This is a genomic window from Mesorhizobium sp. M0028 (assembly GCF_040323855.1).
Lineage (GTDB): Bacteria > Pseudomonadota > Alphaproteobacteria > Rhizobiales > Rhizobiaceae > Mesorhizobium.
Window position 1 is genome coordinate 481,109 of sequence record NZ_JAMYVG010000002.1, and the last position, 17,876, is coordinate 498,984.

Here is a 17,876-nt window from a genome sequence, read left to right on the forward strand (position 1 = left end):
CATGCACGGTATTCGATGCGGATGTGACCTGGAGTGAGCGATGGCGGAATCGGTTTACATAGAGATTGAGGTCGCCGCGCCACAAGCGACCGTGTTCGCGCTTTTGACGGATCCGGACCAGATCGTGCGATGGATCGGGACCGAAGCGAATTTGGATGCATCGCCGGGCGGTCTGTTCCTCGTCAATGTCTGTGGTCGCCATATGGCCCGCGGTGAGTTCACCGAGGTGATCCCGGTCCACCGTCTTGCCTACAGTTTTGGCTGGGAAGACAACGAGACCGTGCCGCCCGGCTCCAGCCATGTCGAGATCGACCTGATCGCGAGGGATGCGGGGACACTGATCCGCTTCACGCACAGCGGACTGCCGAACGCAAAGGAGCGTGACAGCCACCGAAGGGGATGGGAGCACTACCTCTCACGGCTGAAGATCACTGCCGATGGGGGACATGTCGATCCCGACGTGCCGATGAAGAATATGTGATTTTCATCTAAGGGCCGCGGATGCCCGTAATCCGAACCAGGCGCGGCATGCGTCAACGAGGCCCCTTTGACCTGCCGTCGCCAAACCGGCCGCTCGGGAAACCCAGCGACCTGCGGGCTGCCGCACCATTACAGCTGCCGGCGACGGATCGTTTCGGCGAGCTCGGCGAAGGCGTCCGCGATCCCGGTGCCGCTCTTGGCGCCTGCGTGGAGTTCTTGAAACTCAGCGCTTCTGGCGCAACGCCTCGGATTGAATTAGCATCCGTTCATCAAAGCTCCGGCCGCAACTCCTGCAGGATGCGGAATGCGGAGCGCAGGCGAGCGAGGCCGGGCGCGGTCACATGCCGGGCGCTGATCCAAGCGCGACTGGGCATCCGAACTTCCGTTCGGCGGCAAGACGGCGTGGCCGGGAGGAGTCAGATGCAGAAGCTGCAATCACAAGGCGTCCATCACATCACGCTGGTCGGCGCCGATCGCCAGAGCTCCATCGATTTCTGGGAAGGCGTGCTCGGCATGCCTTTCATCTTCGAGCAGCCCAACCTCGACAAAGCCAGCGAAAGCCATCTTTATTTCGATCCGGGCGACGGCCGGCTGATCACCGTCTTCACCGACGAGAGCCGCACGCCGGTCAAGCGGCGCACGCCAACCGATACGGGCTGCGTCCATCACATTGCTTTCGCGGTGTCGCGCGTCACCTTTTTGCAGGCGGTCGGCCGGCTCGACGAGCGCGCCATCAAGCACAGCGGCGTCAAGGATCGCGGCTTCATGGACTCGATCTACTTCGAGGATCCGCTCGGCCTGCTGATCGAGCTCGCCTCCTACCGTTTCGAGCCGCCGGCGGGCTTCACCCATGCCGACGTGTTGATGCAGGCGCACAAGATCCGCGTCGCGCGCGGCGACTACGCAATAGCCGAGGTGCATCTCGCCGACGCGATCCAGGCGCTTGTCGAGCGCTCCCGCGCGACCTTGTCGGAAGACCGCGCTCCGAAAGATCCATACTGACGACAGGCCAAACAAAGGGAGGACACAATGGCAAAGACGACAACGAAGAGTGCGAAGAAGCCGGCCGCCAAGGCCGCTCCGAAACCAGCTGCCAAGGCCGCGACAAAGCCTGCTGCCAAGGCGTCGAAAGCGTCCGCCAAGTCGGCAACGAAAGCCGCCGCAAAACCTGCAGCCAAGGCATCCGCGAAGTCCGCGCGGAAGGCCGTAGCGAAATCAGCGAAAAAACCCGCGCTGATGCTCAGCATGCTGAAGCCGAGCGTCAACAATATGAGCGTACGGGTGTTTGCGCGCGCGGCCGGGCTCGACCATTCCGAGACCGACGTATGGGGCCACACGCGCTCGCCTGAATATATGGCGCGAAACCCGGCCCACCTGACCCCGATGATCGAGGACAAGGGCCTGCCGAGAGGTGTCTTGTGGGAAAGCTGCGCCATCATGCAGTACCTCGCCAACAAGCACGGGCTGGAAAAATTGTACCCTAAGGAACCCGCCAAGCGGGCAATGATCGACAGTGCCATGTTCTACCTGATCGGCACGCTCTACCCCTATGTGGCGCGCGCCACCTATCCAGCACTGAATTTCCCGCAATATGCCGGCGAGGTCGGCCACAGCGACGCTCATCCCGACAGGAAATCGGAAGCCCAGAAGGCCGCGGCGGCCGCAATTGCCGAGCCGCTGGAGGTCTTTCACAGCTTCTTCAGGAACGGCAAGCCGTTCATCGGCGGCAAGAACCCGTCGATCGCCGACATCCGTCTGGCGGCGACGCTCGAGTTCCTCGCCGTCATCGACTATGCGCTGCCCCAATGGGCAAAAGACTATATGACGGCGATCGAGAAGAAGCTCGGCAAGGCCTATGCCGAGCCGGCCGGCGATGTGCGCGGCTATATCGCCTATGTGCGGTCGCAGGCCAACGCCTGAGGCACGTGCAGGCCGGCGATCGTCCGTACGTTCTGCAGGAGCCGGTAACGATCTGGGGTAATTCTTTTTACTCTCCCCTGTTTGCACGATGTGGGGAGCTTAAGGTTTCGTTAACCGAAACCCTTTCTACTGTATCCACCTCCAGCCCGCGACCACGGATGTACTGGCGCGGATGGAAAGCAAAGGTCGGCTGCTCGCCGGCCTTTTGCTTGTTGCAGCCCTGCCGAAGTTGCGGCCGACGGCGCTTCCCGACGCCTGCATGGCTGATGAAGCGCGTTGCTGGCACCTTGTCATCGCCGATGTCGGCCCTACCATCGAAGTTAGTCACGTCCTCGAGGGCGGTTCAAGGACAGAGGCCCTGTCATGAAAAGCATTGCTGGAATGGTGGTGATTGCAGGCGCCATGCTGGCGGGTGCAGCCGGTCAATCGAATGCAGCGACGCTCAACACCATGCCCGAGGTCGGGGCTGCCATCCAGGCGTGCTGGACCCCCCCAGCGAATGCCGGGAATTCCACCGTCACCCTGAGCTTCAGCTTCAGGCGCAATGGCACGCTGATCGGCCGGCCCAAGCCGACCGCCATCCGCGTGGCCGGCGACGACAAGGCGCGGCAAGCTTTTGTCGACGCGGCGATTGCGGCCGTGGACCACTGCCTGCCGTTGAGCCTTTCACCGGCGCTGGCTGAAGGCATCCCGGGCAAGGTGTTCACTCTGCAATTCAACTCGCCCAAACAAAAACAGCCTGCAACGCGAGTGCAGGCTTCGCCTTGATCTTTTCCGACAACCGGATTCTACTTTTCGGGATCTAGCGCATGTCGAGCAAAAGTGTGCAGCGGTTTTGCGACAACGACATGCATAAAACAAGAACCTAAGCGCGTCGCATGAGGCCGGGTCGACCGCGATGCGCTTTAGTGGCGGCTTCGTCTGGCCTCGACATGTCGCGCCAGTTCCGGCATTTCGAAGACATAGTCGCTCCAGGCCGATTCCGGAATCTGGCCGGCGAGATAGCACTCCAGCAAAAGCCTCTGCTCGTGGTCGAGCGGCCTCGGTGTGCGTTCATGGTCCAGCCCAAGTGAATGGAACAGATTCCTGGTCAGGCCCGCGACAGTGAAATGAATCGACATTTGCGGTCTCCTCCTTGGCCGCTCAACGCCGAACGTGGGGCTAAGGTTTCAGCAACGGCCGGCCGGTAACGCCGGATTGATCGCGGTGCGGATCCGGCCGGGTGCTTCAAACTTCGCCGTGGCGCGAGTTCGCCGGCGCTGCTGCCGGTTCGTCTCAATCTTGAAATAAAAATGTAATATTGAATTTACGCCAGCGGATATAATACACTAGAACTAAAGTCTCTGGTGGCGGTGCGGTCTACTTCAATTAGGTAAAACTGATTTAGCCAGTACTTATCCATAGTCGACAAAGAAATCCTGTTCTCGGCGCAACAAGGACAATGGTCGCTCCAATGACACGCTTCTGGCTTCTCACGATTCTGATGCTGGTGTCGGCAATAGCCGTTGCGCTCGGCACGTCCTCCTCCTATGCGGATAGCTGCGGCGCGATCAGGAGCCAATTGCTTTCGGCGGGGCGTGGCGCCGGGACCAGCCCCGAGCTTGCCCAACTACGCCGGCAACTCGCCGCGATTCAAAGGCTGGAGAGACAGCGCCGATGCACGGCGAAAACGGCCGGGTTCTTCTTCAACCCCTGCGCCGACCTCGTAAGCAGCAAGGCGGAGGTGCAACGGCAGATCGCCAGACTGTCGAATTCGGGCAGGGACACCTCCGGCCTGAAGGCCAGGTTCGTCGCGCTAGGCTGCGCCGCCCCCGCTGCCAAGAAGCAGCAGGCGCAGCAGAACCAGCCGCAGGCACAGCAGCGCACAGCACCAAAACCTCAGTCCGCAGGCGCAATAATGGGTGGCAATCGGATGCTGTTTTGCGTTCGCTTGTCGGACGGATATTTCTTCCCCGCGCCAAAATCGCAGTTCGCCAAGAACGACGATCTGAAGGAAACGGTCGATCAGTGCCGCTATATCTGCGACGATGCCGGCGTCGAACTCTATACGCTGAGCGATGCCACCCGCGAGACCGAAGAGATGATCGCGCTCGAGACGCAAAAGCCCTATGTGGAGCTTGCGACCGCCTTCAGGTACCGCGACGACGCGAACTTCAAGGCCTGCGATGTCAAGCGCTATTACCAGCGCGTCGCCGAACTCAGGGCACGAACCGTGACACCGGCCAACATGAGCAACGCCATCATTCCGTTGCCGACGGCAAAGCCGGATTTTGGCATCGTCGCGGAAATTCCTGAATCCGGGATCCAAACCGCCGGTACCGCTCTCGCAGGGGAAAAAACGCTGGTTGCCGAGGTACCAGGGGCTGCCCAGCATCAGTCGGTCGAAAGAGCGATCGGCGCGCGGCCGGTGAGAGTGGTCGGGCCGGCCTTTTTCCCGGCGGACTGACCAAGGCAGGCGATGTCCCGAGACGGCGAACGGCTGGCCGGATAGCCGCTTCAAGGCCTACAGCCGCACGCATCGACCGACGGCCGGTTGGTTATTCGCAGACCATGCGGGCCCGTTTGCCGGGCTGGCTGACATTCCTGCAGGTGAGCGGCTTCGCCGGCTCCGATGACAGCATGGGCGGATTGGCGACCTTCCTTCGTGGCGCTGCAACGGAAGCTGCGCTCCGGCGCACCGCCGGCCTTTTCGGCGTTTGAGGCGCCACAGGAAAGACATCGGTCTCCAGCTGCGACTGTTCGGCTTGCGCCTGCGGAGAAGGCCGGTCCCAGAAACGGCGAACATCGAGCGGCTTGGGAATGATCACGGTGCCGTCATAGCTGCGCGCGCAGCCGGTTCCCAGAAGCAGCGCCAGGCACAGGAAGACAGGCAGAATCCGTCGAAACATCAGCAACACCCCTGCAAGCTTATAACGCTGCTTCGGCCCAACCGACAACCGGCGGAATAGTGCAGAGGGAGTAGGTAAGGTGAAGTAGAAATCGTCGCACTTCCAGTCGAAGGCCCCGCTCGAAAGATCGAGCGCCGGGTCGGGCGCGGATGGAGGTCCAGCGCGAGGCGAGTTAAAACCTTGCGATTCGTCACCGCTTCCAGCGTAAGGCCATGGTGCGATCGCACCATACCCAATGGCGCGCTCAGTCGCGACAATGGGATATTCGAAGTTCCGCTCCTCCAGTTACGGGCGGGAGCAGCGACCGCCGGCAAGAAACAGGGTCAGATTTACCCCAACGGACCTGTTTCGGCGATGGCGCGGCCATGACACGTTCTGGCTGCATGCAATGCGCTCCCGTCCGGCTTTTTTCTTCTCAAGGTCAGTGGCTGCTATCGTCGAGCGGACAAAGCCGGCCGGAATTCACGCAAGCTGCTGATTCCAGCGGCAAACCGCGGCCCATGCCGACAAAGCCCGCGGCCGTTCCTTCTTAACCCGGCTGGACGACGTTACCGGAGCGACATGAAACTGTCATGCGACTGTAATAATCGGGGGCTATTGGCCTCAGCGGGCGCCGGAGGAATGGCGCCGAGAGACCATATTCCGAACAGGAGCAGGCCACATGAGACATTTCATCCGCTCGGCGGCCGTTGCGATTGCAATGGCTGCGGCGACGACTACCCTCACCCTGTCCGCCGCGCTCGCCGCGGACATCTCCGGCGCCGGCGCCACCTTCCCCTACCCGATCTATGCGAAGTGGGCCGACACTTACAAGAAAGACACCGGCATTGGGCTTAACTATCAGTCGATCGGTTCCGGCGGCGGCATCAAGCAGATCAAAGCCAAGACCGTTACCTTCGGCGCTTCTGATGCGCCGCTGAAAGGCGAAGAGCTTGAATCGTCCGGATTGGCTCAGTTCCCGATGGTGATGGGCGGCATCGTTCCCGTCGTCAACCTCGAAGGCATCAAGCCGGGCGAGTTGGTTCTCGACGGCCCGACGCTGGCCGACATCTTCCTCGGCAAGATCACGAGCTGGGATGACGAGGCGATCAAGAAGCTCAATCCCGACGTCAAGCTGCCTTCGCAGGCGATCGCGGTCGTTCACCGTTCCGATGGGTCGGGCACGACGTTCAACTTCACATACTACCTCGGCGACGTCAGCGCGGACTGGAAAGAAAAGGTCGGCGTCGACAAGGCCGTGGAATGGCCCGTGGGCATCGGCGCCAAGGGCAATGAGGGCGTTGCCAACAACGTCTCCCAGACCGGCGGCGCGATCGGCTATGTCGAATACGCCTATGCCAAGCAGAACAAGCTCACCCACACCGATATGATCAACAAGGACGGCAAGAAGGTCGAACCCACCGCGGCGGCATTCTCGGCGGCAGCGGCCAATGCCGACTGGAGCTCGCAGCCGGGCTATGGCGTCATCCTCGCCAACGAGCCGGGCGCCGAGTCCTGGCCAATGACGGCGGCGACGTGGATCCTCCTGTACAAGAAGCCGGACGACGCGGCGACCACCGGCGAAGCGCTCAAATTCTTCGCCTGGGCATACGACAAGGGCGACGAGATGGCCGGCGAGCTGGACTACGTTCCGATGCCCGACAAGGTGGTCGAGAGCGTCAAGGCCATGTGGGCCAAGGAAGTCGTCGGCAGCGACGGCAAGCCGCTCTACTCGGCTATGTAATCTCCTCCAGGGAGGGCGTCGACGGCGCCCTCCCTGTTGCCTTCAATCGCGAGGACCCAATGACCATCGCTTCCGATGCCATGCTATCATCTGCAGCCCGGGCCAGGGAAGCTACGGTGCGGCGCTTCGCGCTCACAGACGCCATATTCCGCGGACTCACCCGCGCTTCCGCAATTCTTGTGCTGGTCATCCTCGGTGGTGTCGCAATCTCGCTGTTTGCCGGCTCATGGCAGGCCCTGTCGTCCTTCGGGTTCTCTTTCCTGACGACTGAAAGCTGGAATCCGGTAACGGAAAAATTTGGCGCGCTGGCGCCGATCTACGGCACGCTGGTCACGGCGGCCATCGCCATCCTGATCGCGGTTCCGATCGGCATCGGCATTGCCGTGTTTCTCACCGAACTCTGCCCGCGCCCGCTCAGGCGCCCGATCGGCATAGCGGTCGAGCTGTTGGCCGGCATTCCCTCGATCATCTACGGCATCTGGGGCCTGTTCGTGTTCGCGCCGTTCCTGCAGACGACGATACAGCCCTTCATCATCAACATCTTCCACGGCGTGCCGGGACTATCCAGCCTTTTCGCCGGCCCTCCTTACGGCATCGGCCTTCTGACCTCGGCGCTGATCCTCGCCATCATGGTGCTGCCCTTCATCACCTCGATCACCAAGGACGTCTTCGATACGGTGCCGGCGGTGCTGAAGGAATCGGCCTACGGCATCGGTTGCACGACCTGGGAAGTGACCCGGCGCGTGGTCATTCCCTATACCCGCATCGGTATCATGGGCGGCGTCATGCTTGGCCTCGGCCGCGCGCTCGGCGAAACCATGGCGGTGACCTTCGTCATCGGCAACGCCCACCGCATCAGCGCCTCCCTGTTCGCGCCGGGCACGACCATCTCGGCGACCATCGCCAATGAATTCACCGAGGCCGACGGCGATCTCTACACCTCTTCCCTGGTTTCGCTCGGCCTGATCCTGTTCGTCATCACTTTCCTGATCCTTGCCGCCGCCCGCTATATGCTGATGCGGATCGACGCCCGTACGGGAGCCTGACCGATGTCGACATCCTCATCGCTCCACAGCCGCCGCAAAGCCAGAAATTCGGTGATGATGGCGCTTTGCGTCGTCGCCGCCGGCATCGGGCTTGCCTGGCTGGCGCTCATTCTCGGTGCACTGGTCTATAAGGGCACAGCCGGGCTTTCGTTCGCGGTCTTCACCGAGATGACGCCACCGCCAGGCGAGGCCGGCGGCCTGCTCAATGCAATCGCGGGCAGCCTGCTGATGACGATCATCGCCGTTGTCGTCGGCACGCCGATCGGCGTGCTGGCGGGAACCTACATGGCCGAATATGGGCGTTTCTCGCGCATCACCACCGTCGTGCGCTTCATCAACGACATCCTGTTGTCGGCGCCGTCGATCATCATCGGCTTGTTCGTCTATGAGTTGATGGTGCGGCCAATGGGGCATTTCTCGGCCATAGCCGGCGCCGTTGCGCTTGCCATCCTGGTCATTCCGGTGGTCGTGCGCACCACTGAAGACATGCTCAACCTGGTGCCGAACGCGTTGCGTGAAGCCGGCGCCGCGATCGGCGCGCCGCGCTGGGTGGTGATCCGTTCGGTCGCCTACCGCGCCGCATTGTCCGGCATCGTCACCGGCATATTGCTGGCGATAGCACGCATTTCCGGCGAGACGGCGCCGCTGCTCTTCACCGCGCTCAACAACCAGTTCTGGAGCAGCAATATCAACGCGCCGATGGCCAGCCTGCCGGTGACCATCTTCCAGTTCGCTCTCAGCCCTTACGAGGAATGGCAGCAACTGGCGTGGAGCGGCGCACTCATAATCACCCTGACGGTTCTGGGCTTGAGCATCCTCGCCCGCAGCCTTACCGGACGCAGAGAGGACAGATGACACAGATGTTGTCCGCGGACATGACGATGACCGAGACGGTCGCCGAGAAGACGAAGATCGAGGTCAAGAACCTCAACTTCTACTACGGCCAGAGCAAGGCGTTGAAGGACATCACCTTGTCGCTGCCCGAGCGCAGCGTCACTGCCTTCATCGGCCCTTCGGGCTGCGGGAAATCGACGCTGCTGCGTGTGTTCAACCGCATCTACGAACTCTACCCGAAGCAGACAGCCGAGGGCCAGGTGCTGCTCGACGGCAAGAACATTCTCGACCGCTCGCAGGACCTCAATCTCCTGAGGACCAAGATCGGCATGGTGTTCCAGAAGCCGACGCCGTTCCCGATGTCGATCTACGAGAACATCGCCTTCGGCGTCAGGCTTTATGAGAATCTGGGCAAGTCCGAAATGGACGGCCGCGTCGAACAAGCGTTGAAGCGGGCCGCGCTGTGGGGCGAGGTCAAGGACAAGCTCAACGCCAGCGGCTTGAGCCTGTCAGGCGGCCAGCAGCAGCGGCTTTGTATTGCCCGCACCGTGGCGGTGAAGCCGGAAGTCATTCTGCTCGACGAGCCGGCTTCGGCACTCGACCCGCTGTCGACCGCCAAGATCGAGGAACTGATCGACGAATTGCAAGCCGACTACACGATCGTCATCGTCACCCACAACATGCAGCAGGCGGCGCGCGTATCGCGCCAGACCGCCTTCATGTATCTGGGTGAACTGGTAGAGTTCGACCGGACCGAGAAGATCTTCACGTCGCCCCGCGAGAAGCGCACGCAGGATTACATCACCGGCCGCTTCGGCTGAGCCGTTCCGATCACGCATATGAGGACAGGACCATGGGCGAACACACAGTCGCTTCTTTCGACGAGGATCTCGAGCAGATCAGCAAGCTGATCCGCGACATGGCCGACCTCGCCGGTTCGATGGTCGGCGGGGCGACCAAGGCCCTGTTGAATTCTGACAACGTGCTGGCGCAACGCGTCGTTTCCGACGATGCCATCATGGATGCGCGTCAACGCGAACTGGACGACCGCGCCATCACCCTGATCGCCAAGCGCCAGCCGATGGCCCACGATCTGCGCCATGTCGTCGGGGCGATCCGCATGGCCGGCGATCTCGAACGCATCGGCGACCTTGCCAAGAATATCGCCAAGCGTGTGAGTGCGGTCGGCCTTAGCGTCACACCGCGCGACCTATCGCATTCCATCGATGCGATGGCGCAGCTGGTGCTCATCCAGGTGCAGGGCGTCATCGAGGAGTATGCTGCAGGCGATGCGGCCGCGTTGGCCAAGCTACGCGCCGCCGACGAGCGCATCGACGTCAAATATACGTCGGTGTTCCGCGAACTGTTGACCTACATGATGGAAGACCCGCGCAACATCACCGCTTGCACGCATCTGCTGTTCTGCGCCAAGAATCTGGAGCGGATCGGCGACCATGTCACCAACATCGCCGAAAATGCGTATTATGTGCTGACCGGCGAGCAATTGCCGGTCAATCGTCCGAAGCAAGACGAAACGACAATGTCCGCACCGGCGACATGATGGGGGTGCCCAGCCGATGATCGCACCACGCATAATGGTGGTGGAGGACGAGGAGCCGTTGGGTGTGCTGCTCCGCTACAATCTCGAATCCGAAGGCTACCAGGTCGAGGTGGTGACACGCGGCGACGAAGCCGAGATCCGTTTGCAGGAGAATGTGCCCGATCTTCTGGTGCTCGACTGGATGATACCAGCGGTTTCCGGCATCGAGCTCTGCCGCCGGTTGCGGGTGCGCCCCGAAACCGAACGGCTGCCGATCATCATGCTGACCGCGCGCGGCGAGGAGAGCGACCGGGTACGCGGTCTTTCGACCGGCGCCGACGACTATCTGGTCAAACCGTTTTCGACACCGGAATTCATGGCCAGGGTCAAGGCGCTGCTGCGCCGCGCCAAGCCGGAAGTGCTGTCCAGCGTGCTGAAGGTCGGCGACATCGTGCTCGATCGCGAATCGCACAGGGTGTATCGCAAGAAGACCGAGATCCGGCTCGGGCCGACCGAATTCCGGTTGCTCGAATTCATGATGCGGCATCCGGGCCGCGTCTTCTCGCGCAGCCAGTTACTCGATAATGTCTGGGGCGAGACGATCTATATCGACGAACGCACCGTCGACGTGCATGTCGGGCGGCTGCGCAAAGCCGTCAACAACGGCCGCATGCCTGATGTCATCCGCACCATCCGCGGTGCCGGCTACGCGATCAGGGAAGATTGACCCGCCCAGTCAGGCTACGTTCTTTCTGACGCCGGGCCTCATTTGCGCGCCCGGCGCGAAAATCTGCTGGTCGACGAAGCTTAACGCCCGCATTGCACAGCCTTCGCGGATCAGCGGCAATTCGTTCGGCTCGGTATCGAAGGAGATCGAGCCCGAATGCTGGCCGCCGGCGGTCTGGGCGATGGCCTTCCGCAAGGCCGGCTCGATCAGATCAAAGGCGGCGGCACTGGCGCCGACCATTGCGACCGGTGCCGGATCGATCAGCGCGAACAGCGAGCCGAGACCGAAACCCAGCGCTTCGCCGGCCTTGCGGTAGGCTTCGCGTTCCGGCCCGTCCTTCTCGCGCGCCCGAACCGCCAGCGCGCGCATGTCGGCGTCGCTGACGTCGGCGACCGGTTGGCTGTCTTCGCTCATCTGCGTGGCGTTGCGCCAGATGGCGTAATTGCCGGCATAGGCCTCGATGCAGCCGCGCCGCCCGCAACGGCAGAGCGCGCCGCCCGGACGATGGATCATGTGGCCAAACTCGCCGCCCGAGGAATGCGTGCCGGTGAACAGCTCGCCCTTCAACACCAGCCCCATGCCGATGCCGTGCGAAAGCAGGATGGCGATGAAGTCGTCGCGATAGCGATCCGGATCGCGCCAGCGCAAAGCCACCGCCATCATATTGCAGTCGTTCTCCACCGTGGCCGGGATGCCGAATTCATCTTCCAGCATGTCGGCAAAGGCGATGTCCGTCTGGGGCGTGATCGGCGACCACAGCATGGCGCGTGCAGGGGAGTCGGTAATTCCCTGAATCGCCAGGGCGATGCGGGCGACACTGCGGACGTCAAGATCTGGATCGTCCAGCCGGCGCCGGACGATGGCCATGCATTCGCGGATCAGTTCGTCGCGCGGCATGGTCAGCGTGTCCAGCCGGCGCTGTTCCTCGGCGACCACCTGCCCCGCATAGTCGATGATGGCGGCCGACAGGAAATTCAGCGACAACACCACGGTCAGCACCGCCGCCGCTTCCGGATTGAGGGCGAGGCCGACCTGCGGACGACCGCGTTTCAACGAAACGGGTTCGCTTGCCTTGCTCTCGGCGAGGATGCCTTCCCGTATCAGGTCGGAGGAGATCGCCGATATGGTCGAGTGGCTGAGGCCGGTGGTTGCGGCGATCTCCGTACGCGATGGCTGGCCGGCCCGGCGCACGGCCGAGATCACCATCGCCCGGTTGCGCCGGCGCAAATCGTCATGGCGGATTCCGACCGACATCGTTTTGCTTTCCTCCCGGTTTGCCGCGGCCGCTCATGAACCGGAAGCCGTCGGTAATGCCGACAAATAGTGTCGGATGAGGCAAATAGTGTCAGATGCAGGTGGCGCTGTCATCGTTTATTCCGAAGCTCGAAAAAAGTCGCAGCAACATCAAAATCCATCAGAATCGATGTTGACAGCAGCGGGAGATCGGGCCAGTATTTTTTCGAGGCTCGAAAAAATTAGCGCCTCTAAGCTGGCCTTTGGGGCCAATTGGTCACGCCGTACGCGGCGCAGGGAGGATATGATGAAGAAATTCACGACCGCCATTCTGGCGGGTGTCGCCATGACGCTGGCGCTTGCGTCGGTGGCGCAGGCTAAAGACAAGGTCATCGGCGTTTCCTGGTCGAACTTCCAGGAAGAGCGCTGGAAGACCGACGAAGCCGCAATGAAGGCGGCCATCGAGGCTGCCGGCGACAAGTATATCTCCGCCGACGCACAGTCCAATCCGGGCAAGCAGCTCACCGACGTCGAGAGCCTGATCTCGCAGGGCGCCAACGCACTGATCATCCTGGCGCAGGACGCCTCGGCGATAGGGCCGGCCGTGCAAAAGGCGCTGGACGAAGGTATTCCGGTTGTCGGCTACGACCGGCTGATCGAGAACAAGGACGTCTTTTACCTGACCTTCGACAACAAGGAAGTCGGCCGCATGCAGGCCCGCGACGTGTTCAAGGTGAAGCCGGAAGGCAACTATGTCTTCATCAAGGGCTCGGGCGCCGATCCGAATGCCGATTTCCTTTTTGCCGGTTCGATGGAAGTGCTGAAGGACGCCATCGACAGCGGCAAGATCAAGAATGTCGGCGAGGCCTATACCGACGGCTGGCTGCCGGCCAACGCCCAGAAGAACATGGAACAGTTCCTGACCGCGAACGACAACAAGGTCGATGCGGTGGTCGCCGCTAACGACGGCACTGCCGGCGGCGTCGTCGCCGCACTGACGGCGCAAGGGTTGGCTGGATCGGTTCCGGTCTCGGGCCAGGACGGCGACCACGCCGCGCTGAACCGCATCGCGCTCGGCACACAGACGGTCTCGGTGTGGAAGGACGCGCGCGAGCTCGGCAAGAACGCCGCCGAGATCGCCTCGCAATTGGCCGACGGCAAGCAGACGACCGACGTTGCCGGCGTGAAGGATTTCACCACGCCCGGCGGCAACACCGTAAAGTCCCTGTTCCTGACCCCGGTCGCCATCACCAAGGACAACCTCAACGTCGTCATCGACGCCGGCTGGATCAAGAAAGAAGAGGTCTGCGCGGGCGTGGCGGCGGGCGCTGTTCCGGTCTGCAACTGATCCGAGTTTCCGAGAAGTCCGAACGCCGCGGCCGCTTGCCGCGGCGTTTTTTCAAGAAAGAATTGTTTTTCCGCTTCCGGCGGATAACTTCCAGGCTGCTTCCGGCATCCGCGGCAGACGGCAACCCGGCGGGAGAAACATCATGACCGACACGACTTCCAACACGCCGGTCGACAGCTCGACGGCAGACCGGGCGCGGGAATCGGAGGCCGGCGTCGTTGCCCGATTTCTCAAGGCAACCGAACTCGACACGCGCATGCTCGGCATGGTCGGCGCGCTGCTGGTCATCTGGGTCGGGATCCACATACTGTCGGGCGGGCTCTTCCTGACGCCGCGCAATCTCTGGAACCTTTCGGTGCAGACCTCGTCGGTGGCGATCATGGCGACCGGCATGGTGCTGGTCATCGTGATGCGTAACATCGATCTTTCCGTCGGCTCCGTGGAAGGCGTGATCGGCATGGTGATGGGCGTGGCGCAGGCCGAATTCCTCGTCCGCATCATGGGATTTCAGCTTGGCAGCCCCTGGCTATGGGTCATCGCACTGGCCGCCGGCCTGGTGCTCGGCCTGGCTATCGGAGCGTTTCAGGGTTTCATCATCGCCTATCTCCAGGTTCCTGCCTTTATCGTGACGCTCGGCGGATTGCTGGTCTGGCGCGGCATGGCATGGCTGATCACCAGCGGGCGCACCGTTGCGCCGCTGGACAGGACCTTCCAGCTGATGGGCGGCGGACCATGGGGCTCGATCGGCGCCACCTGGAGCTGGATCGTCGGTGTCCTCGCCTGCGCGGCCGTTGCCTTCATGCTCTTCAACGGCCGCTCGCAGCGCAAGCGCTTCAACTTTCCGCTGCGCCCTGTCTGGGCGGAAAGCTTGCTCGGCGTGATAGCCTGCGCCGCCATCCTCGGCGCCGTGTGGATCGCCAATTCCTATCGTTGGCCGGTCGGCATCGTACGCCAATATGCCCAGCAGAACGGCATCACCGTTCCCGAGGGCGGGTTGTTCATCGCCCACGGCATCGCCATACCTGTGCTGATGGCCGTGGCCGCGGGCATCGTCATGACCTTCATCACCAGACGCACCCGTTTCGGCCGCTATGTCTTTGCCATAGGCGGCAATCCGGAAGCGGCCGAACTCGCCGGCATCAACACACGCTGGGTCACCATGAAGGTGTTCATGATCATGGGCGTGCTGGCCGCGATTAGTGCGGCGATCGCATCGGCGCGCCTCAACGCGTCGACTAATGCGCTGGGGACCCTGGACGAGCTGCTGGTCATCGCGGCGGCCGTGATCGGCGGCACGTCGCTCGCCGGCGGCTCCGGCACGGTGCTCGGCGCCATGCTCGGCGCGCTTTTGATGCAGTCGCTGCAATCCGGCATGGTGCTGCTCGGCATCGATTCGCCGCTGCAGAGCATCGTTGTCGGCGCCGTGCTGGTGGTCGCGGTGTGGCTCGATACCGTCTATCGCAAACGGGTCTAGTGAGGAGAACGAGCATGGCAGACAGGACCGCTCCCACGGGCACGCCGCTGATCGACATGCGCAACATCTCGATCGCCTTCGGCGGCATTCGCGCCGTCGACGATGCCTCGGTCGATCTTTTTCCGGGCGAGGTGATGGCTTTGCTCGGCCATAACGGTGCCGGCAAATCGACGTTGATAAAAATCCTGTCCGGCGCCTACAAGCGCGATGCGGGCCAGATTTTCGTCAACGGCGAGGAGGCTTCGATCTCCAATCCCCGCGACGCCAAGAAGTACGGTATCGAGACGATCTACCAGACGCTGGCGCTGGCCGACAATGTCGACGCGGCTGCCAACCTGTTTCTCGGCCGTGAGCTGATGACCGGCTGGGGTACGCTCGACGACGTCGCCATGGAGGCTGAGGCGCGCAAGGTGATGGGCAGGCTCAATCCGCGCTTCCAACGCTTCAAGGAGCCGGTGGTAAAGCTTTCGGGCGGCCAGCGGCAGTCGGTTGCGATCGCCCGCGCCATCCTGTTCAACGCCCGCATCCTGATCATGGACGAGCCGACAGCGGCACTCGGGCCGCAGGAGACGGCACAGGTCGGCGAACTGGTCAGGCAGCTCAAGGCCGACGGCATCGGCATCTTCCTGATCAGCCATGACATCCATGACGTGTTCGAGCTTGCCGACCGCGTCTGCGTCATGAAGAACGGTCGGGTTGTCGGCACGGCGCGCACGACCGATGTCACCCAGGACGAGGTGCTCGGCATGATCATCCTCGGCAAGTGCCCGCCCGGCGCCATCCCAGGGCCGGGCGCCCTGAAGATCGCGGCCTGAACGAGAATTAGCCGGCTAATCACAAGTCGCCAAAATGTGCCAGCAGTCACCATGCTTTGGCCTCGCCATTGTGTTGGCGTCGGGAGTTGCCCATAAAGATGCCGAACCGTCCACGGGACGTATCGGCAATTGAAGAAACTCTTTCCGACCGTAGCTTTCATCGCCGTCGCGCTGATCAGCCTGACGATGGCGGGTTTTGCCTATTTTGCCACCCAGGAAGCCGCCCGTATAAAATTCGAGGCGACGGCGGACGACGCGCTTAACCGGATCGAAAGCCGCATCGACCTGGACCTGTCGCTGCTGCGCTCAACCCGGGCATTGTTCGATGCGCGCAATGGCGGTATCTCGCAAGGCGAGTTCAAGGCTTTCTTCGACGCGCTCGACATCGACAATAATTTCGCCGGCCTGCGCGGCATCGGCTTCCTCCGCCTGGCGAAAACTGAAAACGAGGCGGCGGTCGAGCGCGATATCCTGCACGATCACGGCGCAAGCCATCCGATCTATCCCGACACGAACTTGCCGTGGCGTACGCCCATCGTGCTGTTCGAGCCGCTGGACCCGTCCAATAAATCCAGCATCGGTTATGATATGTTCACCGGGCCGGTGCGGCGCGAGGCGATCGAAAAGGCGATGGTCGACGACCAGCTGCACGCCAGCGGGCTCGTGCAGCTCGGCAAGGATACGGGTGCCGCGCAGACCTTCACCGGGTTCCTCGTCTTCGTCCGGCTCAATGTCGAAACCGCGCCGGACGCCGTCAACGCATCGAGATCTTCGACTGCCGGCTTCCTCTATGCGGCCTTCCGCTCCCGGGACCTGTTCCAGGCTGCGCTCAGCCGGGCACCTCTGTTGCCGGTCAACACCGAAATCTATGACGGCGCTGTGAACAGTGACAACCTGCTGTTCCAGTCGGAAACGCCGCCTTTTTCAGCCCTTGGCGACAGGCTGCTGATCACCCGCAAGATCACCGTTGCCGGTCGGCCGTGGGTCGTCCTGTTCAGGCCGACAAGTGCTTTCTCGCAACCTTCCTCGCGTGCCATTCCGGTGATGCTCGGATTGTTCGGGCTACTGCTTGCGGGCGCCATCGCGCTGGTGGCCCGCTATCAGGAGCGGGCCTATGAGGCGGTCTCGCTGCTTCACGAAACGACCGAAAAGAGCCTGCTGGAAAAAGACCTGATGCTGCAGGAGATGAAGCATCGCATCAAGAACTCGATCACTCGGGTGCTGGCAATCGCGCGCCAGACAGCATCGCACACCGCCGACGTCCAAGAGTTCTCGGCATCATTTTCGGCTCGGCTGCAGGCGATGGCGGCTTCCCAGGACATGCTGACGCGCTCACGCTGGCAGAAAGCCGATCTCGGCGACCTGCTGCGCATCGAGCTTGGCCAGGTGTTCGGAAGCGAGCTTCCTGAAGGGCTGTTGTCGGGACCGGAGGTTCTTCTCGACGAAAAGACGACGCAGGCACTCGGCCTCGTCTTTCACGAACTGGCGACGAATGCGCTGAAGCATGGCGAAGCCGGCAATTCAGTCGGTGCGCTCAAGGTCGACTGGTCGCTCGAAGGCCGCGGCGGAGCCCGGACATTGGCTCTCAACTGGCGCGAGGCCGGGCAGAGGAAGCTCGAGACACCGGCGAAGAGCGGTTTCGGCACCAGACTGATCGATCTCAACGTCACACGCGAGTTGCGTGGCACAATCAGGCGCGATTTTCACGAAAACGGCTTGAACGTGGAAATCAAGGTTCCGCTGCCGGCTTGAAACGCCGTCTCGTGAGCCGCATCGCGACAGCGCTTTGGAAGTGCAAACGCGGAGACAGGTGGTCTGCCTCCGCGTTTGCTGTTCGCCTGGAGCTCG

Annotated in this window: 18 protein-coding genes; 15 read left to right on the plus strand and 3 right to left on the minus strand. The window is 62.2% G+C overall.

Features of this window, described 5'->3' with window-relative positions; genetic code table 11:
- The first annotated feature begins 40 nt into the window (after nt 1-40).
- The 4 genes from NKJ93_RS07425 (at nt 41) to tolA (ending at nt 3,168) form a co-directional block, all read left to right on the plus strand.
- The gene (locus NKJ93_RS07425) at nt 41-481 is read left to right on the plus strand and encodes an SRPBCC family protein (protein WP_352588329.1); all 441 of its coding nucleotides are present in this window, start codon (nt 41-43) and stop codon (nt 479-481) included.
- Nucleotides 482-900: 419 nt separating this feature from the next.
- Entirely contained in the window at nt 901-1,482 is a 582-nt protein-coding gene (locus tag NKJ93_RS07430; protein WP_023720938.1) for a VOC family protein, read from the plus strand.
- A gap of 27 nt (nt 1,483-1,509) precedes the next feature.
- The gene (locus NKJ93_RS07435; protein WP_352588332.1) at nt 1,510-2,400 is read left to right on the plus strand and encodes a glutathione S-transferase family protein; all 891 of its coding nucleotides are present in this window, start codon (nt 1,510-1,512) and stop codon (nt 2,398-2,400) included.
- Between the two features lie 381 nt (nt 2,401-2,781).
- On the plus strand, nt 2,782-3,168 hold the full coding sequence (tolA, locus tag NKJ93_RS07440; protein WP_352480865.1) for a cell envelope integrity protein TolA: 387 nt from the start codon (nt 2,782-2,784) through the stop codon (nt 3,166-3,168).
- A 137-nt stretch (nt 3,169-3,305) separates the two neighbouring features.
- On the opposite strand, the gene NKJ93_RS07445 is transcribed toward tolA, so the two are convergent.
- Nucleotides 3,306-3,521 carry a hypothetical protein gene (locus tag NKJ93_RS07445; RefSeq protein WP_023720934.1) on the minus strand — a complete coding sequence of 72 codons (216 nt, stop codon included), beginning with the start codon at nt 3,519-3,521 and terminating at the stop codon, nt 3,306-3,308.
- A 332-nt stretch (nt 3,522-3,853) separates the two neighbouring features.
- Between NKJ93_RS07445 and NKJ93_RS07450 the strand changes: the two genes are divergently transcribed.
- Nucleotides 3,854-4,846: a DUF2865 domain-containing protein gene (locus NKJ93_RS07450; protein WP_352588335.1), complete on the plus strand. Its 993-nt coding sequence runs from the start codon at nt 3,854-3,856 to the stop codon at nt 4,844-4,846.
- A gap of 91 nt (nt 4,847-4,937) precedes the next feature.
- Here NKJ93_RS07450 and NKJ93_RS07455 read toward each other — a convergent pair whose 3' ends face one another.
- Nucleotides 4,938-5,288: a hypothetical protein gene (locus NKJ93_RS07455; protein ID WP_023720932.1), complete on the minus strand. Its 351-nt coding sequence runs from the start codon at nt 5,286-5,288 to the stop codon at nt 4,938-4,940.
- 661 nt (nt 5,289-5,949) lie between these two features.
- On the opposite strand from NKJ93_RS07455, the gene pstS reads away from it, so the two are divergent.
- From pstS to phoB, 6 genes are read left to right on the plus strand one after another with little or no spacing between them, the layout of a single operon-like run.
- Nucleotides 5,950-7,011 carry a phosphate ABC transporter substrate-binding protein PstS gene (gene pstS / locus NKJ93_RS07460; RefSeq protein ID WP_031194537.1) on the plus strand — a complete coding sequence of 354 codons (1,062 nt, stop codon included), beginning with the start codon at nt 5,950-5,952 and terminating at the stop codon, nt 7,009-7,011.
- Nucleotides 7,012-7,070: 59 nt separating this feature from the next.
- Nucleotides 7,071-8,057: a phosphate ABC transporter permease subunit PstC gene (gene pstC, locus NKJ93_RS07465; RefSeq protein ID WP_502896305.1), complete on the plus strand. Its 987-nt coding sequence runs from the start codon at nt 7,071-7,073 to the stop codon at nt 8,055-8,057.
- Nucleotides 8,058-8,060: 3 nt separating this feature from the next.
- Nucleotides 8,061-8,912: a phosphate ABC transporter permease PstA gene (pstA, locus tag NKJ93_RS07470; RefSeq protein ID WP_352588338.1), complete on the plus strand. Its 852-nt coding sequence runs from the start codon at nt 8,061-8,063 to the stop codon at nt 8,910-8,912.
- Entirely contained in the window at nt 8,909-9,712 is an 804-nt protein-coding gene (pstB, locus tag NKJ93_RS07475; protein ID WP_352494192.1) for a phosphate ABC transporter ATP-binding protein PstB, read from the plus strand. The genes pstA and pstB overlap by 4 nt, the downstream gene beginning before the upstream one ends.
- Nucleotides 9,713-9,744: 32 nt before the next feature.
- The gene (phoU, locus tag NKJ93_RS07480; protein ID WP_023720927.1) at nt 9,745-10,452 is read left to right on the plus strand and encodes a phosphate signaling complex protein PhoU; all 708 of its coding nucleotides are present in this window, start codon (nt 9,745-9,747) and stop codon (nt 10,450-10,452) included.
- Nucleotides 10,453-10,468: 16 nt separating this feature from the next.
- Nucleotides 10,469-11,158: a phosphate regulon transcriptional regulator PhoB gene (phoB, locus tag NKJ93_RS07485; RefSeq protein ID WP_031194536.1), complete on the plus strand. Its 690-nt coding sequence runs from the start codon at nt 10,469-10,471 to the stop codon at nt 11,156-11,158.
- Between the two features lie 9 nt (nt 11,159-11,167).
- Here phoB and NKJ93_RS07490 read toward each other — a convergent pair whose 3' ends face one another.
- On the minus strand, nt 11,168-12,412 hold the full coding sequence (locus NKJ93_RS07490) for an ROK family protein (protein ID WP_023720925.1): 1,245 nt from the start codon (nt 12,410-12,412) through the stop codon (nt 11,168-11,170).
- A 286-nt stretch (nt 12,413-12,698) separates the two neighbouring features.
- Between NKJ93_RS07490 and xylF the strand changes: the two genes are divergently transcribed.
- The 4 genes from xylF (at nt 12,699) to NKJ93_RS07510 (ending at nt 17,780) form a co-directional block, all read left to right on the plus strand.
- A complete protein-coding gene (gene xylF / locus NKJ93_RS07495; protein ID WP_352588341.1) occupies nt 12,699-13,739 on the plus strand; it encodes a D-xylose ABC transporter substrate-binding protein in 1,041 nt (346 codons plus the stop codon).
- 142 nt (nt 13,740-13,881) lie between these two features.
- Nucleotides 13,882-15,213 carry a sugar ABC transporter permease gene (locus NKJ93_RS07500; RefSeq protein WP_352588344.1) on the plus strand — a complete coding sequence of 444 codons (1,332 nt, stop codon included), beginning with the start codon at nt 13,882-13,884 and terminating at the stop codon, nt 15,211-15,213.
- Nucleotides 15,214-15,227: 14 nt separating this feature from the next.
- Nucleotides 15,228-16,028 carry an ATP-binding cassette domain-containing protein gene (locus tag NKJ93_RS07505; protein ID WP_023720922.1) on the plus strand — a complete coding sequence of 267 codons (801 nt, stop codon included), beginning with the start codon at nt 15,228-15,230 and terminating at the stop codon, nt 16,026-16,028.
- Between the two features lie 129 nt (nt 16,029-16,157).
- Complete coding sequence (locus NKJ93_RS07510; RefSeq protein WP_352588347.1) at nt 16,158-17,780, plus strand: CHASE domain-containing protein; 1,623 nt, start codon at nt 16,158-16,160, stop codon at nt 17,778-17,780.
- Nucleotides 17,781-17,876: the final 96 nt, after the last annotated feature.

Excerpts from the sequence above, each read along its gene's own strand:
- phoU (WP_023720927.1), top strand. The coding sequence starts at position 9,745 with ATGGGCGAACACACAGTCGCTTCTTTCGACGAGGATCTCGAGCAGATC.
- NKJ93_RS07425 (WP_352588329.1), top strand. The coding sequence starts at position 41 with ATGGCGGAATCGGTTTACATAGAGATTGAGGTCGCCGCGCCACAAGCG.
- pstA (WP_352588338.1), top strand. The coding sequence starts at position 8,061 with ATGTCGACATCCTCATCGCTCCACAGCCGCCGCAAAGCCAGAAATTCG.
- NKJ93_RS07505 (WP_023720922.1), top strand. The coding sequence starts at position 15,228 with ATGGCAGACAGGACCGCTCCCACGGGCACGCCGCTGATCGACATGCGC.
- NKJ93_RS07455 (WP_023720932.1), bottom strand. The coding sequence starts at position 5,288 with ATGTTTCGACGGATTCTGCCTGTCTTCCTGTGCCTGGCGCTGCTTCTG.
- xylF (WP_352588341.1), top strand. The coding sequence starts at position 12,699 with ATGAAGAAATTCACGACCGCCATTCTGGCGGGTGTCGCCATGACGCTG.
- pstS (WP_031194537.1), top strand. The coding sequence starts at position 5,950 with ATGAGACATTTCATCCGCTCGGCGGCCGTTGCGATTGCAATGGCTGCG.
- NKJ93_RS07500 (WP_352588344.1), top strand. The coding sequence starts at position 13,882 with ATGACCGACACGACTTCCAACACGCCGGTCGACAGCTCGACGGCAGAC.
- tolA (WP_352480865.1), top strand. The coding sequence starts at position 2,782 with ATGGTGGTGATTGCAGGCGCCATGCTGGCGGGTGCAGCCGGTCAATCG.
- NKJ93_RS07430 (WP_023720938.1), top strand. The coding sequence starts at position 901 with ATGCAGAAGCTGCAATCACAAGGCGTCCATCACATCACGCTGGTCGGC.
- NKJ93_RS07435 (WP_352588332.1), top strand. The coding sequence starts at position 1,510 with ATGGCAAAGACGACAACGAAGAGTGCGAAGAAGCCGGCCGCCAAGGCC.
- NKJ93_RS07490 (WP_023720925.1), bottom strand. The coding sequence starts at position 12,412 with ATGTCGGTCGGAATCCGCCATGACGATTTGCGCCGGCGCAACCGGGCG.
- NKJ93_RS07450 (WP_352588335.1), top strand. The coding sequence starts at position 3,854 with ATGACACGCTTCTGGCTTCTCACGATTCTGATGCTGGTGTCGGCAATA.
- NKJ93_RS07445 (WP_023720934.1), bottom strand. The coding sequence starts at position 3,521 with ATGTCGATTCATTTCACTGTCGCGGGCCTGACCAGGAATCTGTTCCAT.
- pstB (WP_352494192.1), top strand. The coding sequence starts at position 8,909 with ATGACACAGATGTTGTCCGCGGACATGACGATGACCGAGACGGTCGCC.
- pstC (WP_502896305.1), top strand. The coding sequence starts at position 7,071 with ATGACCATCGCTTCCGATGCCATGCTATCATCTGCAGCCCGGGCCAGG.
- phoB (WP_031194536.1), top strand. The coding sequence starts at position 10,469 with ATGATCGCACCACGCATAATGGTGGTGGAGGACGAGGAGCCGTTGGGT.